The sequence below is a fragment of the Rhodoferax sp. SPJ21 genome (genome assembly GCF_058216335.1).
Window position 1 is genome coordinate 1,123,441 of record NZ_JBYZMO010000001.1, and the last position, 25,213, is coordinate 1,148,653.

At 62.2% G+C, this 25,213-nt stretch carries 26 protein-coding genes; 11 read left to right on the plus strand and 15 right to left on the minus strand.

Annotated elements, in window-relative coordinates:
* Positions 1–15 precede the first annotated feature (15 nt).
* From AC4BBN_RS05050 to AC4BBN_RS05070, 5 genes are read right to left on the minus strand one after another with little or no spacing between them, the layout of a single operon-like run.
* A complete protein-coding gene (locus AC4BBN_RS05050) occupies positions 16–2,259 on the minus strand; it encodes a methyl-accepting chemotaxis protein (protein WP_490590857.1) in 2,244 nt (747 codons plus the stop codon).
* Positions 2,260–2,280: 21 nt separating this feature from the next.
* The gene (locus AC4BBN_RS05055) at positions 2,281–2,811 is read right to left on the minus strand and encodes a chemotaxis protein CheW (protein ID WP_490590858.1); all 531 of its coding nucleotides are present in this window, start codon (positions 2,809–2,811) and stop codon (positions 2,281–2,283) included.
* Positions 2,812–2,823: 12 nt separating this feature from the next.
* A complete protein-coding gene (locus AC4BBN_RS05060; RefSeq protein ID WP_490590859.1) occupies positions 2,824–3,189 on the minus strand; it encodes a response regulator in 366 nt (121 codons plus the stop codon).
* Positions 3,189–3,587 (minus strand): response regulator, encoded by a 399-nt coding sequence (locus AC4BBN_RS05065; RefSeq protein WP_490590860.1) that lies wholly within the window; start codon positions 3,585–3,587, stop codon positions 3,189–3,191. The genes AC4BBN_RS05060 and AC4BBN_RS05065 overlap by 1 nt, the downstream gene beginning before the upstream one ends.
* A 48-nt stretch (positions 3,588–3,635) precedes the next feature.
* A complete protein-coding gene (locus AC4BBN_RS05070; protein ID WP_490591390.1) occupies positions 3,636–3,788 on the minus strand; it encodes a rubredoxin in 153 nt (50 codons plus the stop codon).
* Positions 3,789–3,904: 116 nt separating this feature from the next.
* Between AC4BBN_RS05070 and thiD the strand changes: the two genes are divergently transcribed.
* The 5 genes from thiD (at position 3,905) to AC4BBN_RS05095 (ending at position 9,091) form a co-directional block, all read left to right on the plus strand.
* Positions 3,905–4,873 carry a bifunctional hydroxymethylpyrimidine kinase/phosphomethylpyrimidine kinase gene (gene thiD, locus AC4BBN_RS05075; RefSeq protein WP_490590861.1) on the plus strand — a complete coding sequence of 323 codons (969 nt, stop codon included), beginning with the start codon at positions 3,905–3,907 and terminating at the stop codon, positions 4,871–4,873.
* Positions 4,874–4,919: 46 nt separating this feature from the next.
* Complete coding sequence (hemL, locus tag AC4BBN_RS05080) at positions 4,920–6,221, plus strand: glutamate-1-semialdehyde 2,1-aminomutase (protein ID WP_490590862.1); 1,302 nt, start codon at positions 4,920–4,922, stop codon at positions 6,219–6,221.
* A 121-nt stretch (positions 6,222–6,342) separates the two neighbouring features.
* Positions 6,343–6,978 (plus strand): glycine zipper 2TM domain-containing protein, encoded by a 636-nt coding sequence (locus AC4BBN_RS05085; protein ID WP_490590863.1) that lies wholly within the window; start codon positions 6,343–6,345, stop codon positions 6,976–6,978.
* Between the two features lie 199 nt (positions 6,979–7,177).
* Entirely contained in the window at positions 7,178–7,789 is a 612-nt protein-coding gene (locus AC4BBN_RS05090) for a TetR/AcrR family transcriptional regulator (RefSeq protein WP_490590864.1), read from the plus strand.
* Positions 7,790–7,798: 9 nt separating this feature from the next.
* Positions 7,799–9,091, plus strand: a complete 1,293-nt coding sequence (locus AC4BBN_RS05095; RefSeq protein ID WP_490590865.1) for an MFS transporter — start codon at positions 7,799–7,801, stop codon at positions 9,089–9,091.
* 58 nt (positions 9,092–9,149) lie between these two features.
* On the opposite strand, the gene AC4BBN_RS05100 is transcribed toward AC4BBN_RS05095, so the two are convergent.
* From AC4BBN_RS05100 to dusB, 5 genes are read right to left on the minus strand one after another with little or no spacing between them, the layout of a single operon-like run.
* Positions 9,150–9,440 carry a putative quinol monooxygenase gene (locus AC4BBN_RS05100; protein WP_490590866.1) on the minus strand — a complete coding sequence of 97 codons (291 nt, stop codon included), beginning with the start codon at positions 9,438–9,440 and terminating at the stop codon, positions 9,150–9,152.
* Positions 9,441–9,466: 26 nt separating this feature from the next.
* The gene (locus tag AC4BBN_RS05105) at positions 9,467–9,790 is read right to left on the minus strand and encodes a c-type cytochrome (RefSeq protein WP_490590867.1); all 324 of its coding nucleotides are present in this window, start codon (positions 9,788–9,790) and stop codon (positions 9,467–9,469) included.
* A 4-nt stretch (positions 9,791–9,794) separates the two neighbouring features.
* The gene (gene purH / locus AC4BBN_RS05110) at positions 9,795–11,366 is read right to left on the minus strand and encodes a bifunctional phosphoribosylaminoimidazolecarboxamide formyltransferase/IMP cyclohydrolase (RefSeq protein ID WP_490590868.1); all 1,572 of its coding nucleotides are present in this window, start codon (positions 11,364–11,366) and stop codon (positions 9,795–9,797) included.
* A gap of 51 nt (positions 11,367–11,417) precedes the next feature.
* Complete coding sequence (locus AC4BBN_RS05115) at positions 11,418–11,654, minus strand: Fis family transcriptional regulator (protein WP_490590869.1); 237 nt, start codon at positions 11,652–11,654, stop codon at positions 11,418–11,420.
* Positions 11,651–12,700, minus strand: a complete 1,050-nt coding sequence (dusB, locus tag AC4BBN_RS05120; protein ID WP_490590870.1) for a tRNA dihydrouridine synthase DusB — start codon at positions 12,698–12,700, stop codon at positions 11,651–11,653. The genes AC4BBN_RS05115 and dusB overlap by 4 nt, the downstream gene beginning before the upstream one ends.
* Before the next feature lie 128 nt (positions 12,701–12,828).
* On the opposite strand from dusB, the gene AC4BBN_RS05125 reads away from it, so the two are divergent.
* Positions 12,829–13,338 (plus strand): septal ring lytic transglycosylase RlpA family protein, encoded by a 510-nt coding sequence (locus AC4BBN_RS05125; RefSeq protein WP_490590871.1) that lies wholly within the window; start codon positions 12,829–12,831, stop codon positions 13,336–13,338.
* Here AC4BBN_RS05125 and AC4BBN_RS05130 read toward each other — a convergent pair.
* The gene (locus AC4BBN_RS05130; protein WP_490590872.1) at positions 13,335–14,225 is read right to left on the minus strand and encodes a LysR substrate-binding domain-containing protein; all 891 of its coding nucleotides are present in this window, start codon (positions 14,223–14,225) and stop codon (positions 13,335–13,337) included. The two genes, AC4BBN_RS05125 and AC4BBN_RS05130, sit on opposite strands and share 4 nt — an antisense overlap.
* Positions 14,226–14,325: 100 nt before the next feature.
* On the opposite strand from AC4BBN_RS05130, the gene AC4BBN_RS05135 reads away from it, so the two are divergent.
* Positions 14,326–15,531: an MFS transporter gene (locus AC4BBN_RS05135; RefSeq protein ID WP_490590873.1), complete on the plus strand. Its 1,206-nt coding sequence runs from the start codon at positions 14,326–14,328 to the stop codon at positions 15,529–15,531.
* A 36-nt stretch (positions 15,532–15,567) separates the two neighbouring features.
* The gene (gene dkgB, locus AC4BBN_RS05140) at positions 15,568–16,383 is read left to right on the plus strand and encodes a 2,5-didehydrogluconate reductase DkgB (protein WP_490590874.1); all 816 of its coding nucleotides are present in this window, start codon (positions 15,568–15,570) and stop codon (positions 16,381–16,383) included.
* Positions 16,384–16,441: 58 nt separating this feature from the next.
* On the opposite strand, the gene aceA is transcribed toward dkgB, so the two are convergent.
* Positions 16,442–17,761 carry an isocitrate lyase gene (gene aceA, locus AC4BBN_RS05145; protein ID WP_490590875.1) on the minus strand — a complete coding sequence of 440 codons (1,320 nt, stop codon included), beginning with the start codon at positions 17,759–17,761 and terminating at the stop codon, positions 16,442–16,444.
* A 309-nt stretch (positions 17,762–18,070) separates the two neighbouring features.
* Between aceA and AC4BBN_RS05150 the strand changes: the two genes are divergently transcribed.
* Positions 18,071–18,550 (plus strand): YqaA family protein, encoded by a 480-nt coding sequence (locus AC4BBN_RS05150; protein ID WP_490590876.1) that lies wholly within the window; start codon positions 18,071–18,073, stop codon positions 18,548–18,550.
* Here AC4BBN_RS05150 and AC4BBN_RS05155 read toward each other — a convergent pair whose 3' ends face one another.
* The 3 genes from AC4BBN_RS05155 to AC4BBN_RS05165 all read right to left on the minus strand — a co-directional run bounded on the left by AC4BBN_RS05155 (position 18,551) and on the right by AC4BBN_RS05165 (position 21,549).
* The gene (locus tag AC4BBN_RS05155) at positions 18,551–19,303 is read right to left on the minus strand and encodes an RNA pseudouridine synthase (protein WP_490590877.1); all 753 of its coding nucleotides are present in this window, start codon (positions 19,301–19,303) and stop codon (positions 18,551–18,553) included.
* A 173-nt stretch (positions 19,304–19,476) separates the two neighbouring features.
* Positions 19,477–20,568: a redox-regulated ATPase YchF gene (gene ychF, locus AC4BBN_RS05160; RefSeq protein ID WP_490590878.1), complete on the minus strand. Its 1,092-nt coding sequence runs from the start codon at positions 20,566–20,568 to the stop codon at positions 19,477–19,479.
* A 198-nt stretch (positions 20,569–20,766) separates the two neighbouring features.
* A complete protein-coding gene (locus AC4BBN_RS05165) occupies positions 20,767–21,549 on the minus strand; it encodes a DeoR/GlpR family DNA-binding transcription regulator (RefSeq protein WP_490590879.1) in 783 nt (260 codons plus the stop codon).
* Between the two features lie 222 nt (positions 21,550–21,771).
* Between AC4BBN_RS05165 and deoC the strand changes: the two genes are divergently transcribed.
* Together deoC and AC4BBN_RS05175 are read left to right on the plus strand one after the other, a co-directional pair.
* Positions 21,772–22,800: a deoxyribose-phosphate aldolase gene (deoC, locus tag AC4BBN_RS05170; protein ID WP_490590880.1), complete on the plus strand. Its 1,029-nt coding sequence runs from the start codon at positions 21,772–21,774 to the stop codon at positions 22,798–22,800.
* Between the two features lie 4 nt (positions 22,801–22,804).
* Complete coding sequence (locus AC4BBN_RS05175) at positions 22,805–25,201, plus strand: aldehyde dehydrogenase family protein (RefSeq protein WP_490590881.1); 2,397 nt, start codon at positions 22,805–22,807, stop codon at positions 25,199–25,201.
* Positions 25,202–25,213 lie beyond the last annotated feature (12 nt).

Sequence of the window (25,213 nt, forward strand, 5' to 3'; positions counted from 1 at the left end):
ACAACGCAGGACCGATCAAACGATTTTGAATCGCGCAACCGACTGGCGCAACTCTTCAGCCATGTGGGAGAGCTCACGCACCTGCGTGGCCGTGCTGCGTGTACCCTCACCGGTCTGTTCTGTCACCGCAAAAATATGCTGGATGTTGTCGGCCACCACGTTGGCTTTTTCGGCTTCGCGGGACGTGGCCAGGGAAATCTGCTCGATCAGCTCGGCTAGTCGGCGCGACACGCGGTCAATCTCGGTCAGTGCAGTACCAGCGTTGTCCGACAGCTGGGCTCCGGCCACCACACCCTGGGTTGAGCGCTCCATAGCGCCCACAGCATCATGGGTATCGGTCTGAATCGCCTTCACCAACGCCGCAATCTGGCGTGTCGCATCGGCCGAGCGCTCAGCCAGGCGCTGCACCTCTTCGGCCACCACAGAGAAGCCGCGACCGGCTTCACCCGCAGACGCGGCCTGGATAGCTGCGTTCAGGGCCAGCACGTTGGTCTGTTCGGTAATGTCGGAAATCAGTTCAGTGATTTCGCCAATCTCCTGCGAGGACTCGCCCAGGCGCTTGATGCGCTTGGAAGTTTCCTGGATCTGGTCACGGATGGCATTCATACCGCCGATGGCGTTCTGCACCGCCTGCAGGCCCGTATCGGCGGCTTGCAGAGACTGGCGTGCCACAGTGGCGGATTCTTGCGCCTGGGTGGACACCTCATTGATGCGAGATGCCATTTCCAGAACCGACAGACCGGTTTCACGGATCTCGCGCAGCTGCTCGGTCGACGCCGCCAGCAGCTCGGTCGAGGTGCTGTCTACCTGGGATGTCGTATGGGCCACCTGGGTGGCCGTGTTCTGCACGCTGCCTACCAGCGCGCGCAGCTCTTCCACCGTGTAATTCACCGAGTCGGCGATAGCTCCGGTAATGTCTTCCGTCACGGTCGCCTGCTGCGTCAGATCGCCTTCCGCCACAGTTTGCAGCTCATTCATCAAACGCAGAATCGCGGCCTGGTTGGCGTCGTTCAACCGCTTGGCTTCACGTTGGGACAGTTCCGCATCGATACGCTCGCGCTCGGCAAACGCTTGACGCTGGCGGCTTTCCTGCAGCTGCAGCTTCACCAGACCCGCAGCGCTGAGGAACGCCAGCAGAACCGACAGCAGCAGCAGGCCGATAACTACGGCTGGCAGACCGGTACGGTCCGAAAGCTTACCCTGCAGGGCTTCCAACTTGCGGCGCAAGGGCTCGCTGTCGGCACCGATGGAAACCTCGGCTTCACGGGCCGACACCAGCCCCTGCAAGTTCCCCAGAATCGACCCGGCCTGGGCTCGGGTTTCGTCATACAGCTTCAGCAAGGCATCCAACCGCTCACGGGTGGCCGAATCTTTGGCGGCGGCCAGGTGCAGCTCAGGGCTGCCGTCCTTCAGGCCCTGGGTAATTTCCTTGAACGAGTTCAAATCTTTGCCCAACAAGAATACGGCCTCCGGGCTCACACCGTCCATGGTCTGGAATTCATTGGCCGACTTGCCGATACGTTGTGTCAGCATCACCAACTGGCCAGTCGCCGAAATCTCAGCTGGGGAAGCGGCTTGCTGCAATTTGAAAGACGCAATGGTTTCGGCGATCTCCAACAGATCCGAAGATTGACGGTTAATGGTACGCAAGGCGCTACCCACCTGGGTCAAGATCTTTTGCTGCGCCATAACGGTGGCAGCATTTTTGGTTGCACGGTCTACGATGGGTTTGATTTCCGCCACGTCCGTTTGCAGCTCCGCATCCATAGCAGCAACATCGTCACCCCCGAATTGAAAGCTATGTGTTTCTTCTCCCAGCGAAGCAGAGCTTTCTGCCACGTCTGGAAAAGCCGACGCACTACCCACCAATGCCTGCGAAACAGCTTTTGCCAAGCGCTGAGACTGCATCAATGCCGTACCCACGTCGCCGAGCTGTTGGGCGACGTTATTGGAACGCCACACCGCATAACCGGCGGCCGACGCAAACACCGCCAAAGAGACTACCAGCACCAAAGCAAGAATGCGCTGGTGCACGCTGACTGCGCGCCGTCCCAGCAATGGCAAGGTCACACCCGTATCCTGCGGTTCCTGGAGGATGGTGCCGACAAACCGGCTCTCGCCGAAACTCGCTTGTGCAGTGTCGCGGGTTGAATTGGCAGCCGTACCCAACTCACCTTCGTGAGGTTGCGCTACCGTATCCAAATCCGAGAAATCCGAGTTTTGCGTAGGAGGCTGGGTTTGAGGATCTACAACGGACATAGCGCAGCTTTCTGGAAAAACCTAAGCACCAATGCTCAGAAAAGAAGGAAATTGGGACAATGCGAGCAGGTTCACCTCCTGCCAGGCCAGTCCCGACGCGTCGGTGTAGACGCGACCGAAATACACAGGTGCATCGGCTGGAGGTGCTTGCGACGCGGTAAACGACTCCGGCCCACGCAAGCCGGACAACTGACTGACCAGCAGGGCACAGTTCACATCCATGCCCGCATTCAAAGACAACAGGCTGCACTCGGACAAAGGCGTATCGGTGCGTGCAGAAGGCACCGCGTCTGCGAGAAATCGCGCAAAGTCCACCACGCCGAACAAGCCGCCGCGCAAATTAGCTACACCCAGAAACCATTGCTGGGTATAGGCCGCGGGCTGAACCGGAGTCCAAGGGAAGATTTCGCCGCACTGGGCCAGCGGGAACAGGAAGTGGCTGCCACCAACCTCTACCGCCAACCAGCGCACCGCAGTACCTTCGCTGCGTGCCGCCTGCAACCGGGACGCTAGTCGGGTTTGTAGCTCTCTCAGGGCTTCACGGTTCGCCATAGGTACTGGGGCTTATGCCAGGGCGCGTATCTTGGCCTTCAGCTCACTGGCATCGACCGGTTTGGTGATGTAGTCACGGGCGCCTTGGCGCAGACCCCAAACCCGATCGGTTTCCTGGTTCTTGCTGGTGCACATGATGATGGGCACATCGGCATATTCAGGAGTACGGCTGATGGTACGGGTCAGCTGGAAGCCGTTTTGCCCTGGCATCACCACATCCATCAGGATCAGATCTGGTTTTTGTTCCGCGAGACGTCGAAACGCGTCTTCGGCGTTTTCAGCGGTCCGCACCGACATGCCCATCTTCTGCAGCAAATCGGTCAAATACATCAACTCGGTTTTGGAATCGTCCACGATCAACACATGGTGGATAGCCATCAATCAGCTCCTTGCACTGCAATGCCAAACTGCTGTACCGCTTGCAGCAGTTGGTCTTTGGTAAACGGTTTGGTCAGGTAATCCTGCGAACCCACCATGCGGCCCCGCGCCTTGTCGAACACACCATCTTTGGAAGACAGCATGACCACAGGAATGGAGGCGAACTTCGGATTGCGCTTGATAATCGCACAGGTCTGGTAACCGTCCAGCTTGGGCATCAAAATGTCGCAAAAAATCAGTTGCGGCACATGGTCGTTTATTTTGGAAAGTGCATCAAAGCCATCTTCCGCCAGCAGCACCTCGTGCCCGCCCTGTTTAAGGAATATCTCCGCACTGCGACGTATCGTATTGCTGTCGTCCACCACCAGCACCTTGAAGCTTGAGGCTGTCGTACTCACGTCATCACACTCCTGTGAGGAACTCGCAAAACGAATCGTCGCTGCGGGTCAAAGTTGAACCATTTCGAAATCTTCTTTACGCGCGCCGCACTCGGGGCAAGTCCAGTTCATGGGTACTTGTGCCCAGGGGGTTCCTGGTTCAATACCATGCTCCGGTGAGCCAGTGGCCTCATCGTAAATCCATCCACAAATCAAACACATCCAGGTAGTAGCTTCAGTCACAACTTAAAAGGCCTTCGAATAGAATGAAACGGATTGTATCTACGCATTATGATGGCCTTGCCAGTTTGCTCGCGCCCCACGTCAAATTAGGCTCCATGAACGCAACTTCCCCCCCTTCCCCCCACACCGAACCTGCTGACGACGCCGAAGACGCAGTAGACGATCTCGCCGGCCCAGCCTGCGTGATGGTGTTCAACGCCAGCGACCCGACCGGTGCAGCCGGCTTGGCGGCTGACACCACGGCCATGGCCTCGGTGGGCGCCCATGCCCTGCCCGTGGTGACCGGCGCTTACACCCGCGATACCGGCGAAATTTTTGACCACTTCTGCTTCGACGAAGAGGCCGTCACCGAACAGGCCCGCGCGGTGCTGGAAGACATTGAGGTCCAGGTCTTCAAGATCGGCTTTGTCGGCAGCCCGGAAAATATCAGCGCGATCGCCGAGATCACCTCCGACTATGCCGAGGTGCCGGTCATCGCCTACATGCCCAACCTGTCCTGGTGGGACGAAGACAAGATCGAGGAATACCTGGACGCCTTCCGCGAACTGCTGCTGCCCCAGACCACTGTGCTGATTGGCAACCACAGCACGCTGCGCCGCTGGCTGCTGCCCGACTGGGACAGCGAACGCAACCCCAGCCCGCGCGACATAGCCAAGGCAGCCGGCGCCATGGGCGTGGCCTACACCCTGGTCACCGGCATGCCGCTGCCCGACCAGCACGTGGAAAACGTGCTGACCAGCCCGCAGTCCGTGGTGGCCAGCGAGAAGTTCGAACTGTTTGAAGCCGTGTTCACCGGTGCTGGCGAAACCCTGTCAGCCGCACTGGCAGCCCTGCTGGCCAGCGGCAGCGAACTACCCGAAGCCACCCATGAAGCCCTGAGCTACCTGGACCGCTGCCTGGACGGCGGCTTCCGCCCTGGCATGGGCCACATCCTGCCCGACCGCATGTTCTGGGCCCAGCCCGAAGAAGATGGGGAAGCAGGCGCTGAAGGCCCCGAAATCGACGAAGACACCCTGCGCGCCATCGCTGCGCTGGACATGCCACCCAACGACACACGCCATTGACATTGAAGGCGCACCCCATTTGGCTTGTGCGCCAGAGGAATTGAACATGAACCACAACGAACAACTGTTTGCCCGCGCCCAAAAGGTTATCCCTGGGGGCGTAAATTCTCCCGTGCGCGCCTTCAAGGCGGTGGGCGGCACGCCGCGCTTTGTGCAGCGCGCCCAGGGCGCCTATTTCTGGGATGCAGACGGCCAACGCTACACCGACTACATCGGCTCCTGGGGCCCGATGATCCTAGGCCACGGCCATCCGGCGGTGGTCGAGGCGGTGCAAAAGGCCTTGCTGGAGGGTTTCTCCTTCGGCGCGCCGACCGAGCGCGAGGTCGAGCTGGCCGAGGAAATCCTGCAACTGGTGCCGTCCATGGAGATGCTGCGCCTGGTCAGCTCGGGCACCGAGGCGGCCATGAGCACCATCCGCCTGGCGCGCGGTGCCACGGGCCGCAACAAGATCATCAAGTTCGAAGGCTGCTACCACGGCCATGCGGATGCGCTACTGGTCAAGGCTGGCTCGGGCCTGGCCACCTTTGGCAGCGCCACCAGTGCCGGAGTGCCGCCCGAAGTGGTGCAGCACACCCTGGTGCTGGAATACAACAACATTGCCCAGATCGAAGAAGCCTTTGCCCTGCACGGTAAGGACATTGCCTGCCTGATGATTGAGCCGATCGCCGGCAATATGAACTTTGTGCGCGCCAGCGTGCCCTTCATGCAGCGCTGCCGCGAGCTGTGCACCCAATACGGCGCCCTGCTGGTGCTGGACGAAGTGATGACCGGCTTCCGCGTGGCCCTGGGCAGCGCGCAAAGCGTGTACGCCAAGCACATCCCCGGCTTTGCGCCCGACATGACGGTGCTGGGCAAGGTGATTGGCGGCGGCATGCCGCTGGCAGCGTTTGGCGGCTCGCGCGCGGTGATGGAACACCTGGCGCCGCTGGGCACGGTGTACCAGGCCGGCACGCTATCGGGCAACCCGGTGGCCACGGCCTGCGGGCTGGCGACGCTGCGCGAAATCCGCAAACCTGGCTTCTACGAGGCCTTAGGGGCATCCACCCGCAGCCTGGTCAGCGGCCTGCAGGCAGCGGCCGATGCCGAGGGCGTGGCCTTCTGCGGCGACTCCGAAGGCGGCATGTTCGGCTTCTTCCTGCTGGAGCAACTGCCGCAGAACTACACCCAGGTGATGAAAACCAGCAGTCCGCGTTTTAACCAGCTGTTCCACGGCCTGCTGGACCGCGGCGTGTACATCGCACCGGCGCTGTACGAGGCCGGCTTCGTCAGCAGCGCACACACAGCAGACGACATCCAGGCCACCGTGGCAGCCGCACAGGCGGTTTTCAAGGAACTATCAAAAGCATAGCTACTCGCGCAGGTAAAACCTGCGCCAGAGCCACTTTTTATGCAAAAACCGTTTGCAAAAATTTGAAACTCTTGCGTAAAGCCTGAAACCCCGCAGGGGGGTCGCGCGTCATAGGTACATGATGAAAAAAGCTCTACTACTCGGTGCCCTGACTTTGGCCAGCGGCCTTTCCTTCGCCCAGGAAACCGGGCGGGTTCTCTCATCCACGCCCATCGTGCAGCAGTTCAGCGTGCCGCGCCAGGTGTGCAGCAACCAGCAGGTGGCGGTAGAGCCACAGCGATCCGGGGCAGGCGCACTGATGGGTGGCATTGCCGGCGGCGCGGTGGGTAATGCCATCGGCGGCGGCAGCGGCCGGGTGGCGGCGACCATGCTGGGTATTTTTGGCGGCGCCATCCTGGGTGACCGCATCGAAAGCCCAGGCCCGACGCAAATCCAGAACGTGCAGAGCTGCAACACCCAGAATTTTTATGAAAACCGCACCGTAGGCTACAACGTGGTCTACGAATACGCGGGAAGGCAGTACACCACCACTACAGCCACCGACCCCGGCGCCAGCATCGCGCTGCAGGTGTCGCCGGTGGGCCAAAGCGCCCCTCCCGTGCAAGCGCCAGTGCAAACCATCTCCAGCGATTACTACCAGGCCACACCAGCCTACGTCACCGCCCCGGTGGTCGTGACCCAGCCCTATTACCGGCCAGCCCCCATCGGCGTAGAGATGAATTTCGGCTACTCCAACGGCTACCGCCACTGGCGCTGAAAACCCACAACCCCACCCGTCTTAGGACCGCTACGCGGTCCTTTTTTTCGTCTGGACGCTATGTAATCAATAGCTGCTGGCGTAGATAAATACTGCGCCGCAGGCCAATTCAGTCAATCTCCTCTAAATTAATGATAATTGACATCTATTAAACATGACAACTACAATTTATTTTCTCAAACCCTGACCCAGGAACCCCATGCCCCGCGTATCCCGCGCCCAGACCGACAGCAACCGTGCCGCTATTGAAGAAACCTCTGCCCGCCTGTTCCGCGAGCAGGGCATCAAAAACGTCAGCGTGGCCGACCTGATGGCGGCAGTGGGCCTGACGCATGGCGGCTTCTACGGCCACTTCGCCTCCAAGGACGCACTCGCCGCCGTGGCCTGCACGCATGCGTTCACCCAGGCCCACGAACGCTGGACCGAGCGTGTCGCCAGCCAGCCCAGCCCCGAAGCGGCCCTGCAGCACCTATTCCAAAGCTATCTACGCCCTGAAAGCCGCGACAACGCCGGCACCGGCTGCCCCTTGCCCGCCCTGGCCGCCGACGTGGCCCGCGAGCCGGCCGCAAAACCAGTGCGCGCCGCCTACCTGGCCGGTATGAACGACTTGCTATCAGTGCTGCTACCACTGCAAGGCACGGGCGACGCCGCCACCGACCGCAGCCAGGCCCTGGCCCAGCTGTCCACCCTGGTGGGGGCGCTGCTGCTGTCGCGCGCCACCCAGGGCGACGCCCTTTCAGACGAACTGCTGGCCGCCGCGCGCGCCCACCTGCAGCCTGCTAAGCCGCCCTCCCCGTCCACGCCCACCTGAGCCCAAGCCATGTTTGCACACACCCTCTCACCCTGGATGCAACGCCGGGGCATCCATTTCGCCTGGGCCATCCTGGCGATTGCCTTTCTGACGATGTTGAGCTCGGCGGCCTCGCTGGGCCTGCCCGGTGCCTTTTTGCAGCCGCTGGGCAAGGAGTTCGGCTGGACCGCCGATCAGATCTCGTCCGCGATGGCGCTGCGCTTCGTGCTGTTCGGGCTGATGGGGCCGTTCGCCGCCATCCTGATGGAGCGCTACGGCCTGCGCACCATCGTCTGCACCGCCATGCTGCTGGTGGCCACCGGCCTGCTACTGGCCACGCGCATGACGGCGCTGTGGCAGTTGGTACTGCTGTGGGGCGTGGTGCTGGGCGTGGGCTCGGGGCTGACGGCCCTGGTGCTGGGCGCGGTGGTGGCCACCCGCTGGTTCGAGCAGCGGCGCGGCCTGGCGCTGGGCTTGCTGACGGCCAGCTCGGCCACCGGGCAGCTGGTATTTCTGCCGCTGGCCACCTGGCTGATAGACCGCTACGGCTGGCGTATGGCGGTGCTGCCGGCCGTTACAAGCTGCCTACTGGTGGCCGGGCTGGCGTTCTGCTTTCTGCGCAACCGGCCGCAAGACCTGGGGCTGCGCGCCTACGGCGCCAACCCCCATGTGCCGGACACGCCCCCTGCCGCCACGCGCATGGGCCTGGCCGAGCCCATCAAGCTGCTGGGCAGCGTGTCGCGTAGCGGCATCTTCTGGGTGCTGTTCGGCACCTTCTTCGTCTGCGGGCTGAGCACCAGCGGGCTGATCCAGACGCACTTCATCTCGCTGTGCGGCGACTACGGGCTGGCGGCGCTGCCGGCGGCATCCGTGCTGGCGATGATTGGCGCCTTTGACTTTGTCGGCACCATCCTGTCGGGCTGGCTGTCAGACCGCTATGACAACCGCAAGCTGCTGTTCTGGTACTACGGCCTGCGCGGACTGTCGCTGTTCTGGCTGCCGCACTCGGAGTTCACGCTATACGGCCTGTCGCTGTTTGCCATGTTCTACGGCCTGGACTGGGTGGCGACGGTGCCGCCCACCGTGAAGCTGGTGACGGCGCATTTCTCCAAGGAGCGCGCCGGCATGGTGTTTGGCTGGGTGTTTGCTGGCCACCAGATCGGCAGCGCGGTGGCGGCCTATGGCGCCGGGTTGACGCGTACCGTGATGTTCTCGTACAGCCCCGCGCTGTATACGGCGGGCGCGGCCTGCCTGGTGGCGGCCACCGCCATCATCCTGTCGCGGGCGCCGGGAAAGCCCTTGTTGCAACCTCTGCGTGCCTGATGCTATTTAATTAATAGCTGCACGCGCAGATAAATACTGCGCTGGAGGCCTATTTCGCTCAAGCCACCTGATGCATCTGCAAGAGCTCGGAATGGGCGATCCAATCGCCGGCCTGGAACTTGAAGGCCTCGATATGCGGACCGGTGATGTGGTTTTGCCAGGCGGCGCGGTCACGCCAGCGCTCAAAAAACACCACCCTGCCGGGCTGGCTGTCGTCTTCATGCAGCTCGTAGACGATGCAGCCGGGCTGCTTGCGCGCCTCCAATACCAGCGCGGCCTGCGCAGCCACCAGGGCCGCTTCATAACCCGGTTTGGCCTGGGCCAGGGCAACGACGACGAAATCAGACATGCGGTGGGTACTCCAAAACGGTGAAATCAGGGTGCGGGCGGTTGGGACAAGACCCAGCGCGCCAGCACTTGCGCATCGGCTTCCGACACCTGGGTTTGCGGCGGCATGATGATGCGGCCCCAGCTGCCGACGCTGCCACGGCGTATCTTGGCGGCCAACCGGGCTGCTGCCTCGGCATCGCCCTGGTAGCGCGCCGCCACCTGGCCAAAGCCCGGCCCGACCTGCTTGTGCACCAGGCCGTGGCAGGACATGCAGCCGGACTGCTGGGCCAGCTCTTGCGGCGAGATGGCTGCCACCGCCCAGCCGCTGGCGCACAGCAGCACAGCAGCAAGGGAGGTGATCTTGGACATGGTCTTAGTGACGGAAGTGGCGCACGCCACTGAACACCATGGCCACACCGCGCTCGTTGGCGGCGGCAATGACTTCGTCGTCACGCATAGAGCCACCGGGCTGGATCACGCAGGTCGCGCCGGCGTCTACCACCACGTCCAGCCCGTCACGGAACGGGAAGAAAGCGTCGCTGGCCACGGCCGTACCGGCCAGGCTCAGATTCGCGTGGCCGGCCTTGATGCTGGCGATGCGGGCCGAGTCCAGGCGGCTCATCTGGCCGGCGCCCACCCCCATGGTCATGCCTTCCTTGCAGAAGACGATGGCGTTGCTCTTAACGAACTTGGCCACCTTCCAGGCGAACAACAGGTCTTGCAGTTGCTGTTGCGTGGGCTGCACGGTGGTGACGACCTTCAGGTCGGCCAGCACCAGTTCATGGTTGTCGGCGGTTTGCATCAGCAGGCCGGAGCCGATGCGCTTGATGTCCATGGCGTTCTGGCCTTTTTCCCAGGCAGTCGCACCACCGGTAGGCAGAGCGATTTCCAGGATACGGACGTTGACCTTGGACTTGAACACTTCCAGCGCCTCGGCGGTGTAGCCAGGGGCCATCAGCACTTCAACGAACTGCTTCGAAATTTGTAGCGCAGCGTCCTTATCTAATGTTCGGTTGAGGGCAATAATGCCGCCAAAAGCCGAGGTCGGGTCGGTCTGGAAGGCCTTGCTATAGGCTTCCAGCCCGTTCGCGCCCACGGCCACGCCGCAGGGGTTGGCGTGCTTGACGATGACGCAGGCCGGCACGTCAAAGCTCTTCACGCATTCCCAGGCCGCGTCAGCATCGGCGATGTTGTTGTAGCTGAGCTCTTTGCCTTGCAGCTGCTTGGCGGTCACCAGGGAGCCAGGGGCGGGGTACAGGTCGCGGTAGAAAGCGGCTTGCTGGTGTGGATTCTCGCCATAGCGCAGGTCTTGCAGCTTCACGAAGCGGCCATTGGTTTGCGCAGGAAACTGGGCGTGGCTACCGTCTTCCTTGATGGCGGACAGGTAGTCGCTGATGGCGCCGTCGTACTGGCTGATGCGGTTGAACGCGGCCACCGACAAGGCGAACTTGGTCTTTTGGCTGACGCTGCCAGTGGCTTGCAGCTCGGCGACCACGCCGTCGTACTGGCTGGCGTCGGTCAGCACGGCCACGTCTTTCCAGTTCTTGGCGGCGCTGCGCACCATGGCCGGGCCACCGATGTCGATGTTCTCGATGGCGTCTTCCAGCGTGCAGCCGGGCTTGGCCACGGTGGCTTCAAACGGGTACAGGTTGACGACCAGCAGGTCGATGGTGGCGATGTCATGCGTCTTCAAAGCCGCCATGTGCTCGGGGAAGTCGCGGCGCGCCAGCAGGCCACCGTGCACCTTGGGGTGCAGGGTCTTGACGCGGCCGTCCAGCATCTCGGGGAAGCCGGTGTGGTCGGCCACCTCGGTCACGGGCAGGCCGTTGTCGGCCAGCAGCTTGGCGGTGCCACCGGTGGACAGCAGGCCATAGCCCAGGGCGTGGAGGGAGCGGGCCAGTTCCAGGACACCGGTTTTGTCAGAGACGGAGAGAAGTGCGTTCATGGGGTTCTAAAGGTCAGGGAGTCAAAATAAAAAAGGCGCGCAGGCGCGGGCTTATTCCACCAGGCGGTGTTCCAGCAGCTTCTTGCGCAGGGTGTTGCGGTTCAGGCCCAGCCAGGCGGCCGCGCGGGACTGGTTGTTGTCGGCCTGGGCCATGACCACTTCGAGCAGGGGCTTTTCCACCACCCGGACCATCATGTCGTACATGCCTGCGGGCTCAATGCCGTCCAGGTCCTTGAAGTAGCCGGCCAAACTGGCTCTTACACATTCATCGATACTTTTTTGGCTCACTCGGTACTCTCCAGATGCGGGCTTGTTTCTTGGGTGCTGGGGTCGGCGGCTTCGGGCATGCGGTCCATGGTGGCGGCAAGCTCGGAAAAGAATGCGTCCACCGCAGCCAGCTGCAGCTGCGGCTCTTCCAGCAGGTTCATACGGGCACGGAAGGCCTCGCCCCCCGGCAGGTCTTTGACATACCAGCCGATGTGCTTGCGCGCGGTGCGTACGCCGCTGAAGTCGCCGTACAGGCTGTAGTGGTCTTCCAGATGTTCCAGCAGCAGGCGCTGGACTTCGGCCACCAGGGGCGGCGCCAGGTGCGTGCCAGTGGCCAGGAAGTGCGCCACCTCGCGGAAGATCCAAGGGCGGCCCTGGGCTGCACGGCCGATCATGGCCGCATCGGCGCCGGTGTAGGCCAGCACGTCGCGCACTTTCTCGGGGGTGGTCAGGTCGCCATTGGCCACCACAGGGATGCGCACTGCAGCTTTGACGGCGGCGATGGTGTCGTATTCGGCATGGCCTTTGTAGCCCTGTTCGCGGGTGCGTCCGTGCACGGTCAGCATCTGCACGCCGGCCTGCTCGAACAAACGGGCCAAGGCCACGGCGTTCTTGTTGTCCTGGCTCCAGCCGGTGCGCATCTTCAGCGTGACTGGTACGCCGTGCGGCGCACAGGCTGCGACCACGGCTTCGACGATAGCCAGAGCCAAAGGCTCGTCCTGCATCAAGGCCGAGCCAGCCCATTTGTTGCACACCTTCTTGGCCGGGCAACCCATATTGATGTCGATGATCTGGGCGCCATTGGCCACGTTGTAGGCGGCTGCCTCGGCCATCATGGCGGCATCGGTACCGGCAATCTGTACGGCAATCGGCGCTACCTCGCCGTCATGGTTGGCACGGCGCGAGGTCTTCAGTGTGTTCCACAAATCACGCCGCGAGGTCACCATCTCGCTCACGGCGTAGCCTGCCCCCAGGGCTTTGCACAGGCGACGAAACGGCCTGTCGGTCACGCCAGCCATGGGCGCAACAAACAAGCGGTTCACCAAAGCGTACGGGCCAATGTGCATGGGAATAGGTCAACGCGCCGGTGAGGCGCCAAGGAAAAATCGGGGGGAACGCTATTCTAGCTGCTCAAAATTTCAGCAATCAAAATGCGTCACCTTGGCGACAGTGGCGAGCCAAGTAACATTCCGCGATGTTTAAGAAGCGTCTTGCACTTCAGGCCTTGCTGCTGTCCTTTGTCGGAATGCGGACTGCGGGCGGCTGGGCACAAACCATTCCCGCCGAAGATGGCAGCGTCGAAGCCGCGCCCGTTCCGACAGAGAGCGCGGCGGATTTCTGGTCCAGCGACCTGGGCCAGGGCGCGGGACAGCGCGGCGTGGCCAGCTGGTACGGGCGGCGCTTCCATGGCCGGCGCACCGCCTCGGGCGAGGTTTTCAAGTCCAATGAACTGACCGCCGCGCACCGCACCCTGCCGCTGTTCAGCTACGCCCGGGTGACGCTACTGCGCACCGGTAAAAGCGTGGTGGTACGCATCAATGACCGGGGCCCACACATCCTGACCCACCGCGTCATCGACCTGAGCCAGGCCGCTGCCGCAGAAATTGGCCTGCTGGCCCTGGGCACGGCCGAAGTGCTGGTAGAGCGCGTGTTGCAGCGCACGCCTGAGCAAAGCACGGGCACCGGTCTGCGCCTGCCAGGTTAAACGGCGGCCATGCGCTCGGCCATGAAATCCACGAAGCAGCGGATGCGCAAAGCCAGCGCGGTATTGCGGTAGTACACCGCGTGGATGGGCTGGCGCACTTCGATGGTGTCGCGCGGCAACACCTGCACCAAGTCCCCCCGGGCGCGGTCTTGCGCCGTCATAAAGTCCGACAGGCAGACGATGCCAACACCGGCCAGCGCCAGGTGGCGCAGGGTTTCGCCACTGGAGACCTTGACCACCGGCTGTACCGCAAAGCCGTCGCCGTCGGCATGGCGTAGCGGCCAGAGGTTCAAGCTCTCGGGCTGGGTGAATCCCAACAGGCTGTGCAGGCGCAGATCGTCCACGGTTTTCGGCCGGCCCTGGGCTTTCAGGTAAGCCGGGCTGGCCAGCACGCGCAGCGGGTAATGGGCCAGGGGCCGGGCGTGCAGGCTGGAGTCGCGCAGCGCACCGATGCGGATGGCCACATCGGTACGCTGCTCCAGCAGGTCGATGATGTTGTCACTGCTGTGCAGCTCCAATGTGATGTCCGGGTACCGCGCCCGGAAATCCTTCACCAGGGGCACGATGCCATGCAGCACAAAAGGCGCGGCGGCATTCACCCGCAGCAGACCGGACGGCTTGCGCTGGCGCGACAGCATCTGCTCCTCGGCCGCGTCCACCGCCGCCAGGATCTCACGGGCATGCGCCAGAAATACCTGCCCCTCTTCCGTCAACTCCAGCTTGCGCGTGGTGCGGCGCAACAAGGTGGTGCCCAGCTTCTGCTCCAGGCGACCCAGCGCCCGGCTGATGCCGGAGGTGGTCTGGGCAAGCTGCGTGGCTGCGGCGGTGATGGAGTGGCTGTCCACCACGGTGGTAAAGGCCAGCAGTTCGTCCAGACTCGTCTTCATTGTTGACTTTCCATCAAGAATATTGTGCTGGATAGCGGCTTTTTCTCCAAGAATAAACACCAGACACTGCGGGCCTTGTGACTCATTTGGAGTGGATTCCATGCCTCTTGCCCTGCGTGCGCTGACCCTTAGCGCCTTCGCCATCGGAACGACTGAGTTCGTCATCGTGGGTCTAATCCCGACGGTTGCCGCCGACCTGGGCGTCAACCTGCCATCCGCCGGCCTGCTGGTCAGCCTGTATGCGCTGGGGGTTGCCGTGGGCGCCCCGGTACTCACTGCGCTGACCGGCAAGCTGCCGCGCAAAACCCTGGTGCTGGCACTGATGCTGCTGTTCACCCTGGGCAACTTGCTGGCCTGGCAGGCACCGGGTTACACCAGCCTGGTGGTGGCGCGACTGGTCACCGGCCTGGCGCACGGGGTGTTTTTCTCTATCGCCGCCACCATCGCCACCAGCCTGGTGCCCAAGGAAAAGGCCGCAAGCGCCATCGCCACCATGTTCAGCGGCCTCACCGTGGCCTTGGTGACGGGCGTGCCGCTGGGCACCTTCATAGGCCAGCACTTTGGCTGGCGCGCCACCTTTCTGGCCGTTGCAGCGCTCGGCGTAGTGGCTTTTATCGGCAGCCTGGCATTTTTGCCGGCCAAGCTGCAGCGCAGCCAGCCAGCGTCGCTACTGCAGCAACTGGCCGTGCTGCGCCAGCCCCGCCTGCTGCTGGTCTACACCATGACAGCCGTGGGTTATGGAGGCTCATTCATCGCCTTCACCTATCTGGCGCCCATGCTGCAACAGGTATCGAGCTTTGACGCCAACGCAGTGAGCCTGGTGATGCTGGCCTACGGCGTGTCGGTGGCGGTAGGCAATATCTGGGGCGGCAAGCTGGCCGACCAGCGGGGCCCAGTGGGTGCGCTGAAGCTGATTTTTGCGCTGCTGGCAGCGGTGCTGCTGGTGCTGACCTGGACAGCCGCACACAAAGGCCTGATGGTGCTGACCGTGCTGGCCTGGGGCGCCGTGGCCTTTGGCAATGTGGCCGGCCTGCAGGTGTATGTGGTGCAGCAGGCTGAACGCTTTGCACCCCGCGCCGTCGACGTGGCCTCGGGCCTGAACATCGCCGCATTCAACCTCGGCATCGCAGGTGGTGCCTGGGGCGGTGGCCGCATCGTCGACAGCATCGGTCTGATGCACACACCCTGGATAGGCGCCCTGGTCGTACTGCTGGCCTGGGGCCTGACGGCCTGGAGCGGCCTACTGGACCAGCGTCACCCGGCGCCTACCGGCACCCGCCGAGCCGCCATCGCTGGCGGTCATTGATCTCCCACTTCAACCCTGTTTTTGAAAGCAAACACTATGCGCACACACAACACCGTCCCGCCGATCGGCGTGGGCACCTTCCGCCTGCAGGGCGACACCGCCACCGCATCGGTACGCACAGCACTGGAGCTGGGCTACCGCCATATCGATACCGCCCAGATCTACGGCAACGAGGCCGCCGTAGGCCAGGCGATTGCAGAAAGCGGCGTGCCGCGCCACGAACTCTTCGTCACCACCAAGATCTGGACGGACCACCTGGCCGGTACCCAGCTCATCCCCAGCCTGCAAGAAAGCCTGGCCAAGCTAGGCTTGGACTATGTGGACCTGACGCTGATCCACTGGCCCTCACCCGGCGGTGCGGTGCCGGCGGCAGAGTCGCTGCAGGCCTTGCAGCAAGCACAGGCCCAGGGCCTGACGCGCAAGATTGGCGTGTCCAATTTCAACATCGCTTTGCTGCAACAGGCCATCGCTGCGGTGGGCGCAGCGGCCATTGCCACCAACCAGGTGGAAGTCCATCCCTATCTACAAAACCGCAAGCTGGTGGACTTCACGCAAAGCCAGGGAATAAACGTGACCTCGTACATGACACTGGCCTATGGCAAGGTGCTGACCGACCCGGTGGTGCTGTCCATCGCGCAGCGCCTCAACGCCACACCCGCGCAAGTAGTGCTGGCCTGGGCGTTGCGACGCGGGCTGGGGGTAATTCCATCCTCCACACAACGGGCCAATCTGCAGAGCAACCTGGCTGCTGCGGCGCTGCGCTTGGGCGACGACGACATGGCGGCCATTGCCCGTCTCGACCGCGGTGAACGCCTGGCTAACCCGGACGGGCTGGCACCGCTATGGGACTGATGGCCCGCCGATGAAAAAAGCCCGCAACTGCGGGCTTTTTTACTGCATTCAACAGAGCTTAGTGGAACTGCTCTTCTTCGGTGGAGCCGGTCAGCGCCGTCACGCTGGACTTGCCGCCCTGGATCACAGTGGTGACTTCGTCGAAGTAACCCGTGCCCACTTCTTGCTGGTGCGACACAAAGGTGTAGCCACGGTCGCGGGCGGCGAACTCGGGCTCTTGCACCTTCTCCACATAGGCCGACATGCCGCGCTTCACATAGTCCTGTGCCAGATCGAACATGTTGAACCACATGCTGTGGATGCCGGCCAGCGTGATGAACTGGTACTTGTAGCCCATGGCGCCGAGTTCGCGCTGGAACTTGGCGATGGTCGCGTCGTCCAGGTTCTTCTTCCAGTTGAAGGAAGGCGAGCAGTTGTAGGCCAGCATCTTGCCGGGGTGCACCTTGTGCACGGCGTCGGCAAACTTCTTGGCGAAGGCCAGGTCTGGCGTGCCGGTTTCGCACCACACCAGATCCGCGTAGTGGGCGTAGGCAATAGCGCGGCTGATGGCCTGGTCGATACCCTTGTTGGTCTTGTAGAAACCTTCGGAGGTACGTTCACCGGTGATGAAAGGCTTATCGTTTTCATCGTAGTCGCTGGTCAGCAGATCGGCGGCTTCCGCGTCGGTGCGGGCAATCACCAGGGTCGGCACGCCGCAGACGTCGGCGGCCATGCGGGCGGCAATCAGCTTTTGCACGGCTTCAGCTGTAGGCACCAGCACCTTGCCGCCCATGTGGCCGCATTTCTTGACGGATGCCAACTGGTCTTCCCAGTGCACGCCGGCGGCGCCGGAATTGATCATGGCCTTCATCAGCTCGAACGCGTTCAGCACGCCGCCGAAACCGGCTTCGGCGTCGGCCACGATGGGCGCGAAGTTGTCGATATAGCCTGCGTCACCAGCGTCGATACCTTTGGAATGCTGGATTTCGTCCGCACGGCGGAAGGTGTTGTTGATGCGTTCCACCACCTTTGGCACCGAGTCCACGGGGTACAGCGACTGGTCGGGGTACATGGCGGCATAGCCGTTGTTATCGGCAGCAACTTGCCAGCCAGACAAGTAGATGGCCTTCACGCCGGCCTTCACCTGCTGCATGGCCTGACCACCGGTCAACGCGCCCAGGCAGTTCACATAGGCTTCGGTGTGCAGCAAATCCCAGAGTTTTTCCGCGCCACGGCGGGCCAGCGTGTGCTCGATGGGGAAGGAGCCGCGCAGACGCACGACTTCGGCCGCGGTGTAGCCACGCTTGATACCCTTCCAACGGGGGTTGGTGTCCCAATCCTTTTGCAGAGCGGCTGCTTGTTGGTCACGGCTGAGTTGTTCGGTGATGGATTGCGGCATAGAAACTCCAGAGGTTGAGTGAAACAGGGTCTGCACCAGCAATGTGTTTTGCGGTGCCGATGGAAAAATTCTAAGTCTTCTACAAGACTTTTCATACTCTTATGTCTTATATAAGAGTAAATATTTACACCATTTAAATCAACAACTTACGATAACTTTTTGCAATGCGAAACAAAAAACCGCTGGCCGAAAATAAATGCTGCACCGCAGCAGCGCGCCATTTCGCGCAGCGGTAGGCGAATATCACATGGTGAAATTTTCAATCTATGGGTCCGCTGCCCCCCTGCGTCACAACCCTATACTGGTCCGATGGAAGCCTGGATAAACCATTTGCTAACGCTGTTAGCCCTGCCGCAGTTCGGCCTGAGCACCATTTTTGTGGTGTCCTTCATCTCCGCCACCCTGCTGCCCTTGGGCTCCGAGCCGGTGGTTTTCGGCCTGGTCAAACTCAACCCCGGCTTGTTCTGGCCGGCCATCCTCGTGGCTACCGTAGGCAACACCCTAGGCGGCGCGGTGGACTGGTGGATGGGCTATGGTGCCCACAAGGTAGCCAATAAATACAGCCATTCCAAGCACCATGTGCGGGTACTCGGCTGGCTGGAAAAGCTGGGGCCGAAAGCCTGTTTATTGGCCTGGCTGCCGTTGGTGGGCGACCCGCTGTGCGCCGTGGCGGGCTGGCTCAAGCTGCCGTTCTGGCCCTGCTTGGGCTATATGGCGGTAGGCAAATTTGTGCGCTATTTTCTGATGACGGTATCGCTGGTGTGGGCGTTCCCCACCCTGGGCGGGTGATCAGAACCGCTCGTGTGCCGCCAGGTAGCGCCACTGGCCAGGCGCCAGCGCGGTCATGGCCACACGCCCCACACGCATGCGCTTGACGCTGCGTATTTGCAGCCCGGCACTTTCACACAGGTAGTCCACTTGGCCTGGGCGCTCGCCCTTGAGCGCAAAGCGCAATCGGGTTTCATTGTCGGTATTACTACTGACGCTGACCTTGGCTGGCGCCAACAACCGTTCGTGGTACTGCACAGGCTCTGCCATGGTGCGCAACATGCCGGGCGTTACCGAGCCAGCCACTTCCACGATCAACTCGTGTTCGATCAGGTCCGCATCTTCTTCCAGCTTGCGCAAGACGCGGCCATCCTGGGTGTAGACCACCAGCCCGCTGGCCCGGCTGTCCATCGGCGAGGCCAGGCGCAGCTGGGCAAAATGCTTCTTCAGGGTACGGATGCCGGAACGGTCGTCCGGGGTGTGGTTCTCGCGCGTCAACAGCGCCAGTGCGGCCTGGGCTTTGGGGCCGGGGCCAGCATCCAGGCCAGCGGTATAGCCCGCCGGCTTGTGCAAAACCAGGGTCACGGTGGGCGGCGCCAGCAGGCTGGCATCCGGGTCCACCGCTATCTTCTGGTCGGCCACGCGGAACATCGGCTCTTCCACCAGTTGTCCGTCCACGCGCACCCAGCCGCCTTCGATGTACTGCTCCGCCTCGCGGCGGGAGCAGCCGAGCTGCTCGGCAAGGCGTTTGGCGAGACGAACCGGTTCGGTCATAGACACTATCTTTTTTATAGCTGCTTACGCAGGTGGAATAAGCGCTGAGGGCCTAAAGCATAAAAATTGCATCACTGTCTTGTTCTAGGATACCGTGGAACCGGCTTTGCCGGGCCACTGGTATCGCCCCCTGTAAGGGGGTTGGCGAAGCGAAGCGTAGCCTGGGGGTGAACCTAAGAACTGAACAAGAAGTTCATGACGTCGCCATCCTTGACGACGTAGTCCTTGCCTTCGGCGCGCATCTTGCCCGCATCCTTGGCGCCCTGCTCGCCCTTGTTGGCGATGAAGTCGTCGAACGCAATGGTCTGGGCGCGGATGTAGCCCTTCTCAAAATCGGTGTGGATCACACCAGCCGCCTGCGGACCGGTGTCGCCCACATGGATGGTCCAGGCGCGCACTTCCTTCACACCGGCGGTGAAATAGGTTTGCAGGCCTAGCAGCGAGTAGGCGGAGCGGATCAGGCGGTTCAAGCCCGGCTCGTCCTGGCCCAGTTCCTTCAAGAACTCCAGGCGATCCGCGTCGTCCATCTCGGACAACTCGGCTTCAATCTTGGCGCAGATGGCCACCACAGGAGCGTTCTGCGTCGCAGCATAGGCCTTCAGGCGGTCCAGAAACGGGTTGTTCTCGAAACCGTCTTCGCTGACGTTGCCAACGAACATGGCCGGCTTGGCGGTGATAAAGAAGAACTGCTTGAGCAGGGGCAACTCTTCCTTGCTGAAATCGATGGTACGCACGGGCTTGCCCTGGTCCAGCGCCGCCTGGCACTTCTCCAGAATGGCCACCAGCTTGATCGACTCCTTGTCGCCCGAACGTGCCGTCTTGGTCACGCGGTGCAATGCCTTCTCGACCGCAGTCAAGTCGGCCAGGCACAGCTCGGTCTGGATCACTTCAATGTCGGCAATCGGGTCGACCTTACCGGCCACGTGGATCACGTTGTCGTCTTCAAAGCAGCGCACCACGTTGACGATGGCGTCGGTTTCGCGGATGTGCGCCAGGAATTTGTTGCCCAGGCCTTCGCCGGTGCTGGCACCGGCCACCAGGCCGGCGATGTCCACAAACTCGACAATCGCGGGCACGATGCGCTCTGGCGTGATGATCTCGGCCAGCTGCTGCAGGCGCGGATCGGGCACTTCCACCACACCCACATTGGGCTCGATGGTGCAGAAGGGATAGTTTTCCGCGGCGATACCCGCCTTGGTCAACGCGTTGAACAGGGTCGATTTACCGACGTTGGGCAGGCCCACAATGCCGCACTTCAAACTCATGAAATATCCTTAGGAATCAAAGGCCTACGCACAGCATCGAGCCCAGTGCGGGCGTGGTGCGCGTGCCGGGCGCCCGTCAAGGGGCGAGGGCCGATACAGATGGAATGACTCACAGCAGCCCTGCTTTTTTGCAGGATTTTGTGCTGGTTTTGTCAGGGTTTTACGCCCTAATTGTAATGACCAACGCAGCGCTGGCGGCTATAGCCCCGGCGCTATCCGTAAGGGCCATTCCTTGAACAGCTTGCGCAGGCCCGGCGCGACAGGCCCGCCCACAATGATTTGCGAGAACCCGTCCAATGGGCCGAAGAACGCCGGCCGCACGCGGCCCAGCTTGCTTTCGTCAATCACCAAGAATCGCTCCGCAGCAACACGCAGGGCCGCCTGCTTCACCGGTACTTCATGGAAGTTAGAACAGCTGGCACCCCGGTCCGCCTGGACACCGCCGGCAGAAATAAACACTTTGTTAACACCCAGGCGCTCCAGGTACTGCACGGCATCTTCTGAATAAAAGGTCGCAGACGAGGCGTTGTACAAGCCGCCCAAGAGCATGAGCTGGATGTTTGGGCGGCGGCTTAGGATATTGGCCACATTCAAGGAGTAGCACACCACGCTCAGCGCCTTATTGGTTGGCAGCGCCTCGGCAAATTGCGCCATGGTGGTGCCGCAATCCACAAAGATGCAATCCCCCTCCTCCACAAGTTCAACCGCCTGCTGGCAAGCCAGGCGCTTGTTGTGCGCATGTTCGTCACCTGCCACATCCAGCGAGTATTTGTCCGAGGCAGGCAATGTAGCGGCAAGAACATAGCCGCCCAGGCATGACAGAGGTGCGTCAGCACTGGCCAAGTCACGGCGGACTGTCATTTCCGTCACGTTCAGCGCCTGGGCCGCCGCCTTCAGCGGAAGCGGGCCATTGGCATTCACCAGCTCCTGCATCCGCGCGAGTCGCAGGAGTCGAGCTTCAGCCCCGGATGTTTTACGCATGTTGGATTTCCATATCTGACTAAGGGTAAGTATCGAGCATTTAAATGTTTTTATAAAAACATGTTGCAAAGATAAATGTTACTGTAATAACATTCACAACACCACAACGAAATGCGCGGCGTCCGCCACCGATGCAAGCGCCAGCCAACCGAGACACAGCATGCTTTCAGAGTCCCCACCATCCCACTCCATTGCTCCAACCCGCGCTTTGCTGCCCGCACTATGACCACTACATCGATTGCCCTGCGCGACGCGCCGCAGGCCCTACACCGGGTTGTGCCAGCCACGACTGCCAGCCCGCCGCATCTGCGCAATGCAGGTGTGGCCTTCGACAAGAGCTGGATCGACGCTCTGCGCGTCAACCTGTCCGCAGCCGAACGCCGGGTCGCCAGCCTCCCTGGCCGCCGATCGGTCAAAAAAAACGCGCAAGCCGGCTGGTTGCTGAAAGCCGTTACCTGCATGGACTTGACCACGCTAAGCGGCGATGACACAGCGGAGCGCGTGCGCCGCCTGTGTGCCAAGGCCGTCCACCCGGTACGCCCGGACTTGCTGGCGCAACTGGGCTTTGCCGACCGCGTGATGCACACTGGAGCCGTCTGTGTCTACCACCGCTTTGTATCGACGGCGGTCGAAGCCTTGCAAGGCACGGGCATTCCCGTCGCGGCCGTGTCCACCGGTTTCCCGGCAGGGTTGATTCCCCACGACCTCAAGCTCAAGGAGATCGAAGCCTCGGTGCGTGACGGCGCGCAGGAAATCGACATCGTCATCACCCGAGAGCATGTGCTCACCGGCAACTGGCAAGCGCTTTACAACGAAATGCGTGACTTCCGCCGCGCGTGTGGCGATGCCCATGTCAAGGCCATCCTGGCCACCGGTGAACTCAAGACCCTGCGCAATGTCGCCAAGGCATCCATGGTCTGCATGATGGCCGGGGCCGACTTCATCAAGACATCTACCGGCAAAGAAAGCGTAAATGCCACGCTGCTGGTCACCCTGGTGATGCTGCGCATGATCCGCGCTTACGAGGCCTTGACGGGCTTTCGGGTGGGCTACAAGCCCGCCGGCGGCGTGTCTACCGCCAAAGGTGTGCTGGAGTACCAGGTGATGATGAAGGAGGAACTCGGCCGCGACTGGCTGGAGCCCGACTTGTTCCGTGTTGGCGCGTCCACCCTGCTGGCCGACATCGAGCGCCAACTGGAGCACCACTTGACTGGCCGCTACTCGGCCTTCCACCACCACCCGATCGGATAAAGCGATGAACGTCGCCCACTACTTTGACACCATGGACTACGGCCCAGCCCCCGAAAGCGATACCGAGGTGCGCCACTGGTTGGCCAAGCATGCCGAAGGCTTCGGCCATTTCATCAACGGCAGCCAAACCGCCACCGCCGAGGGCGTGTATTTCGACACGCTGGAGCCCGCCACAACGCAACGCCTGGCCTCGGTAGCCCAAGGGTCAGGCGCTGATGTGGATGCCGCCGTAGCTGCCGCCCGCGCCGCCCAACCCAAGTGGGAAGCCCTGGGTGGCCCCGGCCGGGCCCGCCATCTGTATGCACTAGCACGCATGGTGCAGCGCCACGCCCGCCAGTTCGCCGTGCTGGAGGCGCTGGACAACGGCAAGCCCATCCGCGAAACCCGCGATCTGGACGTGCCGCTGGCAGCCCGCCACTTCTACCACCACGCAGGCTGGGCCCAGTTGCAGGAACGCGAATTTGCCGACCAGGTGCCCCTGGGCGTCATCGGTCAGATCATTCCCTGGAACTTCCCGCTGCTAATGCTGGCCTGGAAGATCGCCCCGGCCTTGGCCCTGGGCAACACCGTGGTACTGAAACCGGCCGAGTTCACACCGCTGACCGCGCTGCTGTTTGCCGAACTGGCCGCCCAGGTGGGCCTGCCCGCCGGTGTCCTGAACGTGGTGACAGGCGACGGAACCACAGGCGCGGCACTGGTGGCCCACCCGGATGTCAACAAGATCGCCTTTACCGGCTCCACCGAGGTAGGGCGCCTGATACGCCAGCACACGGCGGGCAGCGGCAAATCATTGACCTTGGAGCTGGGCGGCAAATCCCCCTTCATCGTGTTCGACGACGCGGACCTGGACGCCGCCGTAGAAGGCGTGGTGGACGCTATCTGGTTCAACCAGGGCCAGGTTTGCTGCGCTGGCTCGCGCTTGCTGCTGCAAGAAAGCATTGCCACCGATTTCATCCAGCGCCTGAAGCAGCGCATGCTGACCCTGCGGGTGGGCATGCCTCTGGACAAGTGCATCGACATGGGTGCGCTGATCGACCCGTCGCAGATCGCCCGCGTGCACAAACTGGTCGATACCGGCATACGTGAGGGCGCCGAGTGCTACCAGACGCCACATGCTTGCCCCACAGGTGGGAGCTTCTTCCCACCTACCTTGCTGACGAATGTGCATCCAGCGTCCACCGTGGCGACCGAAGAAATCTTTGGCCCGGTGCTGGTGTCCATGACCTTTCGCACCCCCGACGAAGCGGTGACCCTGGCCAACAACAGCCGCTACGGCCTGGCCGCCAGCGTGTGGAGCGAAACCATAGGCCTGGCACTGGGCATGGCGCCCAAACTGCAAGCCGGTGTGGTCTGGATCAACGCCACCAACCTGTTCGACGCAGGCGTGGGATTCGGTGGCTACCGCGAATCCGGCTACGGCCGTGAAGGTGGGCGCGAGGGCTGCTACGAATACCTCAAACCGCGCGCATGGGCCCAACGGGCACCGCGCAAAGCCTTGGCAGCAATCGTCTCCAAAGAGAAGCCCAGCACGAAAAAGTCCGTGCTGCGCTTGGCGGGGGTAGACCGTACCCAAAAGCTCTTTATCGGCGGCAAACAAGTGCGACCAGACGGTGAGTACTGCCATACCGTGTACGCCCCTAACGGCGTGCCGCAAGGCGAAGTCGGCACCGGCAACCGCAAGGACATCCGCAACGCGGTGACAGCTGCGCACGCTGCCAGTGCCTGGTCGTCGGCCACACCGCATCGCCGCGCGCAGGCGTTGTACTACCTGGCAGAAAACCTGGCGATCCGCGCCAGCGAATTCGCCGACCGCATTGCAGTCACCACGGGTATCAGCGCCGCTGCGGCCGAAGCGGAAGTAGAGGCCTCTGTCGCCCGCCTGTTCAGCTACGGCGCCTGGGCTGACAAATACGAAGGCGTGGTGCACGTACCGCCTTTGCGGGGCGTAGCCTTGGCCATGACCGAAGCGATCGGCGTAGTGGGCGTGGTGTGCCCCGACGAGGCGCCCCTGCTGGCCTTCATCAGCCTGGTGGCACCCTTGATTGCCATGGGCAACCGCGTAGTGGTGGTGCCGAGCGAGCGCTTCCCGCTGGCCGTCACGGACTTCTGCCAGGTGCTGGAATCGTCAGATCTACCCGGCGGCGTGGTGAACGTGGTGACGGGCATATCCGCCACCCTCGCCCAAACACTGGCCGAGCACGACGATGTGGACAGCCTATGGGCTTTTGGCTCGGCAGCGCTATCGCTCAGCGCAGAGAAGCTATCTGCCGGCAACCTGAAACGCACGCTGGTAGACCACGGCTTGGCCACCGACTGGCACAACCTGGCCGCCGCAGAGGGCCCGATCTTTCTGCGCCACGCGGTGCAGGTCAAGAACATTTGGGTGCCCTATGGCGACTGACTTAGCACCCCC

What these genes read in the sequence shown, in the direction of transcription:
- AC4BBN_RS05095 (WP_490590865.1), top strand. Translation starts at nt 7,799, where the DNA reads ATGTTTGCACACACCCTCTCACCCTGGATGCAACGCCGGGGCATCCAT.
- AC4BBN_RS05125 (WP_490590871.1), top strand. Translation starts at nt 12,829, where the DNA reads ATGTTTAAGAAGCGTCTTGCACTTCAGGCCTTGCTGCTGTCCTTTGTC.
- AC4BBN_RS05175 (WP_490590881.1), top strand. Translation starts at nt 22,805, where the DNA reads ATGAACGTCGCCCACTACTTTGACACCATGGACTACGGCCCAGCCCCC.
- ychF (WP_490590878.1), bottom strand. Translation starts at nt 20,568, where the DNA reads ATGAGTTTGAAGTGCGGCATTGTGGGCCTGCCCAACGTCGGTAAATCG.
- AC4BBN_RS05155 (WP_490590877.1), bottom strand. Translation starts at nt 19,303, where the DNA reads ATGACCGAACCGGTTCGTCTCGCCAAACGCCTTGCCGAGCAGCTCGGC.
- AC4BBN_RS05070 (WP_490591390.1), bottom strand. Translation starts at nt 3,788, where the DNA reads ATGTGTTTGATTTGTGGATGGATTTACGATGAGGCCACTGGCTCACCG.
- aceA (WP_490590875.1), bottom strand. Translation starts at nt 17,761, where the DNA reads ATGCCGCAATCCATCACCGAACAACTCAGCCGTGACCAACAAGCAGCC.
- purH (WP_490590868.1), bottom strand. Translation starts at nt 11,366, where the DNA reads ATGAACGCACTTCTCTCCGTCTCTGACAAAACCGGTGTCCTGGAACTG.
- dusB (WP_490590870.1), bottom strand. Translation starts at nt 12,700, where the DNA reads ATGCACATTGGCCCGTACGCTTTGGTGAACCGCTTGTTTGTTGCGCCC.
- AC4BBN_RS05150 (WP_490590876.1), top strand. Translation starts at nt 18,071, where the DNA reads ATGGAAGCCTGGATAAACCATTTGCTAACGCTGTTAGCCCTGCCGCAG.
- AC4BBN_RS05165 (WP_490590879.1), bottom strand. Translation starts at nt 21,549, where the DNA reads ATGCGTAAAACATCCGGGGCTGAAGCTCGACTCCTGCGACTCGCGCGG.
- AC4BBN_RS05090 (WP_490590864.1), top strand. Translation starts at nt 7,178, where the DNA reads ATGCCCCGCGTATCCCGCGCCCAGACCGACAGCAACCGTGCCGCTATT.
- hemL (WP_490590862.1), top strand. Translation starts at nt 4,920, where the DNA reads ATGAACCACAACGAACAACTGTTTGCCCGCGCCCAAAAGGTTATCCCT.
- dkgB (WP_490590874.1), top strand. Translation starts at nt 15,568, where the DNA reads ATGCGCACACACAACACCGTCCCGCCGATCGGCGTGGGCACCTTCCGC.
- deoC (WP_490590880.1), top strand. Translation starts at nt 21,772, where the DNA reads ATGACCACTACATCGATTGCCCTGCGCGACGCGCCGCAGGCCCTACAC.
- AC4BBN_RS05130 (WP_490590872.1), bottom strand. Translation starts at nt 14,225, where the DNA reads ATGAAGACGAGTCTGGACGAACTGCTGGCCTTTACCACCGTGGTGGAC.
- AC4BBN_RS05085 (WP_490590863.1), top strand. Translation starts at nt 6,343, where the DNA reads ATGAAAAAAGCTCTACTACTCGGTGCCCTGACTTTGGCCAGCGGCCTT.
- AC4BBN_RS05055 (WP_490590858.1), bottom strand. Translation starts at nt 2,811, where the DNA reads ATGGCGAACCGTGAAGCCCTGAGAGAGCTACAAACCCGACTAGCGTCC.
- AC4BBN_RS05100 (WP_490590866.1), bottom strand. Translation starts at nt 9,440, where the DNA reads ATGTCTGATTTCGTCGTCGTTGCCCTGGCCCAGGCCAAACCGGGTTAT.
- AC4BBN_RS05105 (WP_490590867.1), bottom strand. Translation starts at nt 9,790, where the DNA reads ATGTCCAAGATCACCTCCCTTGCTGCTGTGCTGCTGTGCGCCAGCGGC.
- AC4BBN_RS05135 (WP_490590873.1), top strand. Translation starts at nt 14,326, where the DNA reads ATGCCTCTTGCCCTGCGTGCGCTGACCCTTAGCGCCTTCGCCATCGGA.
- AC4BBN_RS05050 (WP_490590857.1), bottom strand. Translation starts at nt 2,259, where the DNA reads ATGTCCGTTGTAGATCCTCAAACCCAGCCTCCTACGCAAAACTCGGAT.
- thiD (WP_490590861.1), top strand. Translation starts at nt 3,905, where the DNA reads ATGAACGCAACTTCCCCCCCTTCCCCCCACACCGAACCTGCTGACGAC.
- AC4BBN_RS05060 (WP_490590859.1), bottom strand. Translation starts at nt 3,189, where the DNA reads ATGGCTATCCACCATGTGTTGATCGTGGACGATTCCAAAACCGAGTTG.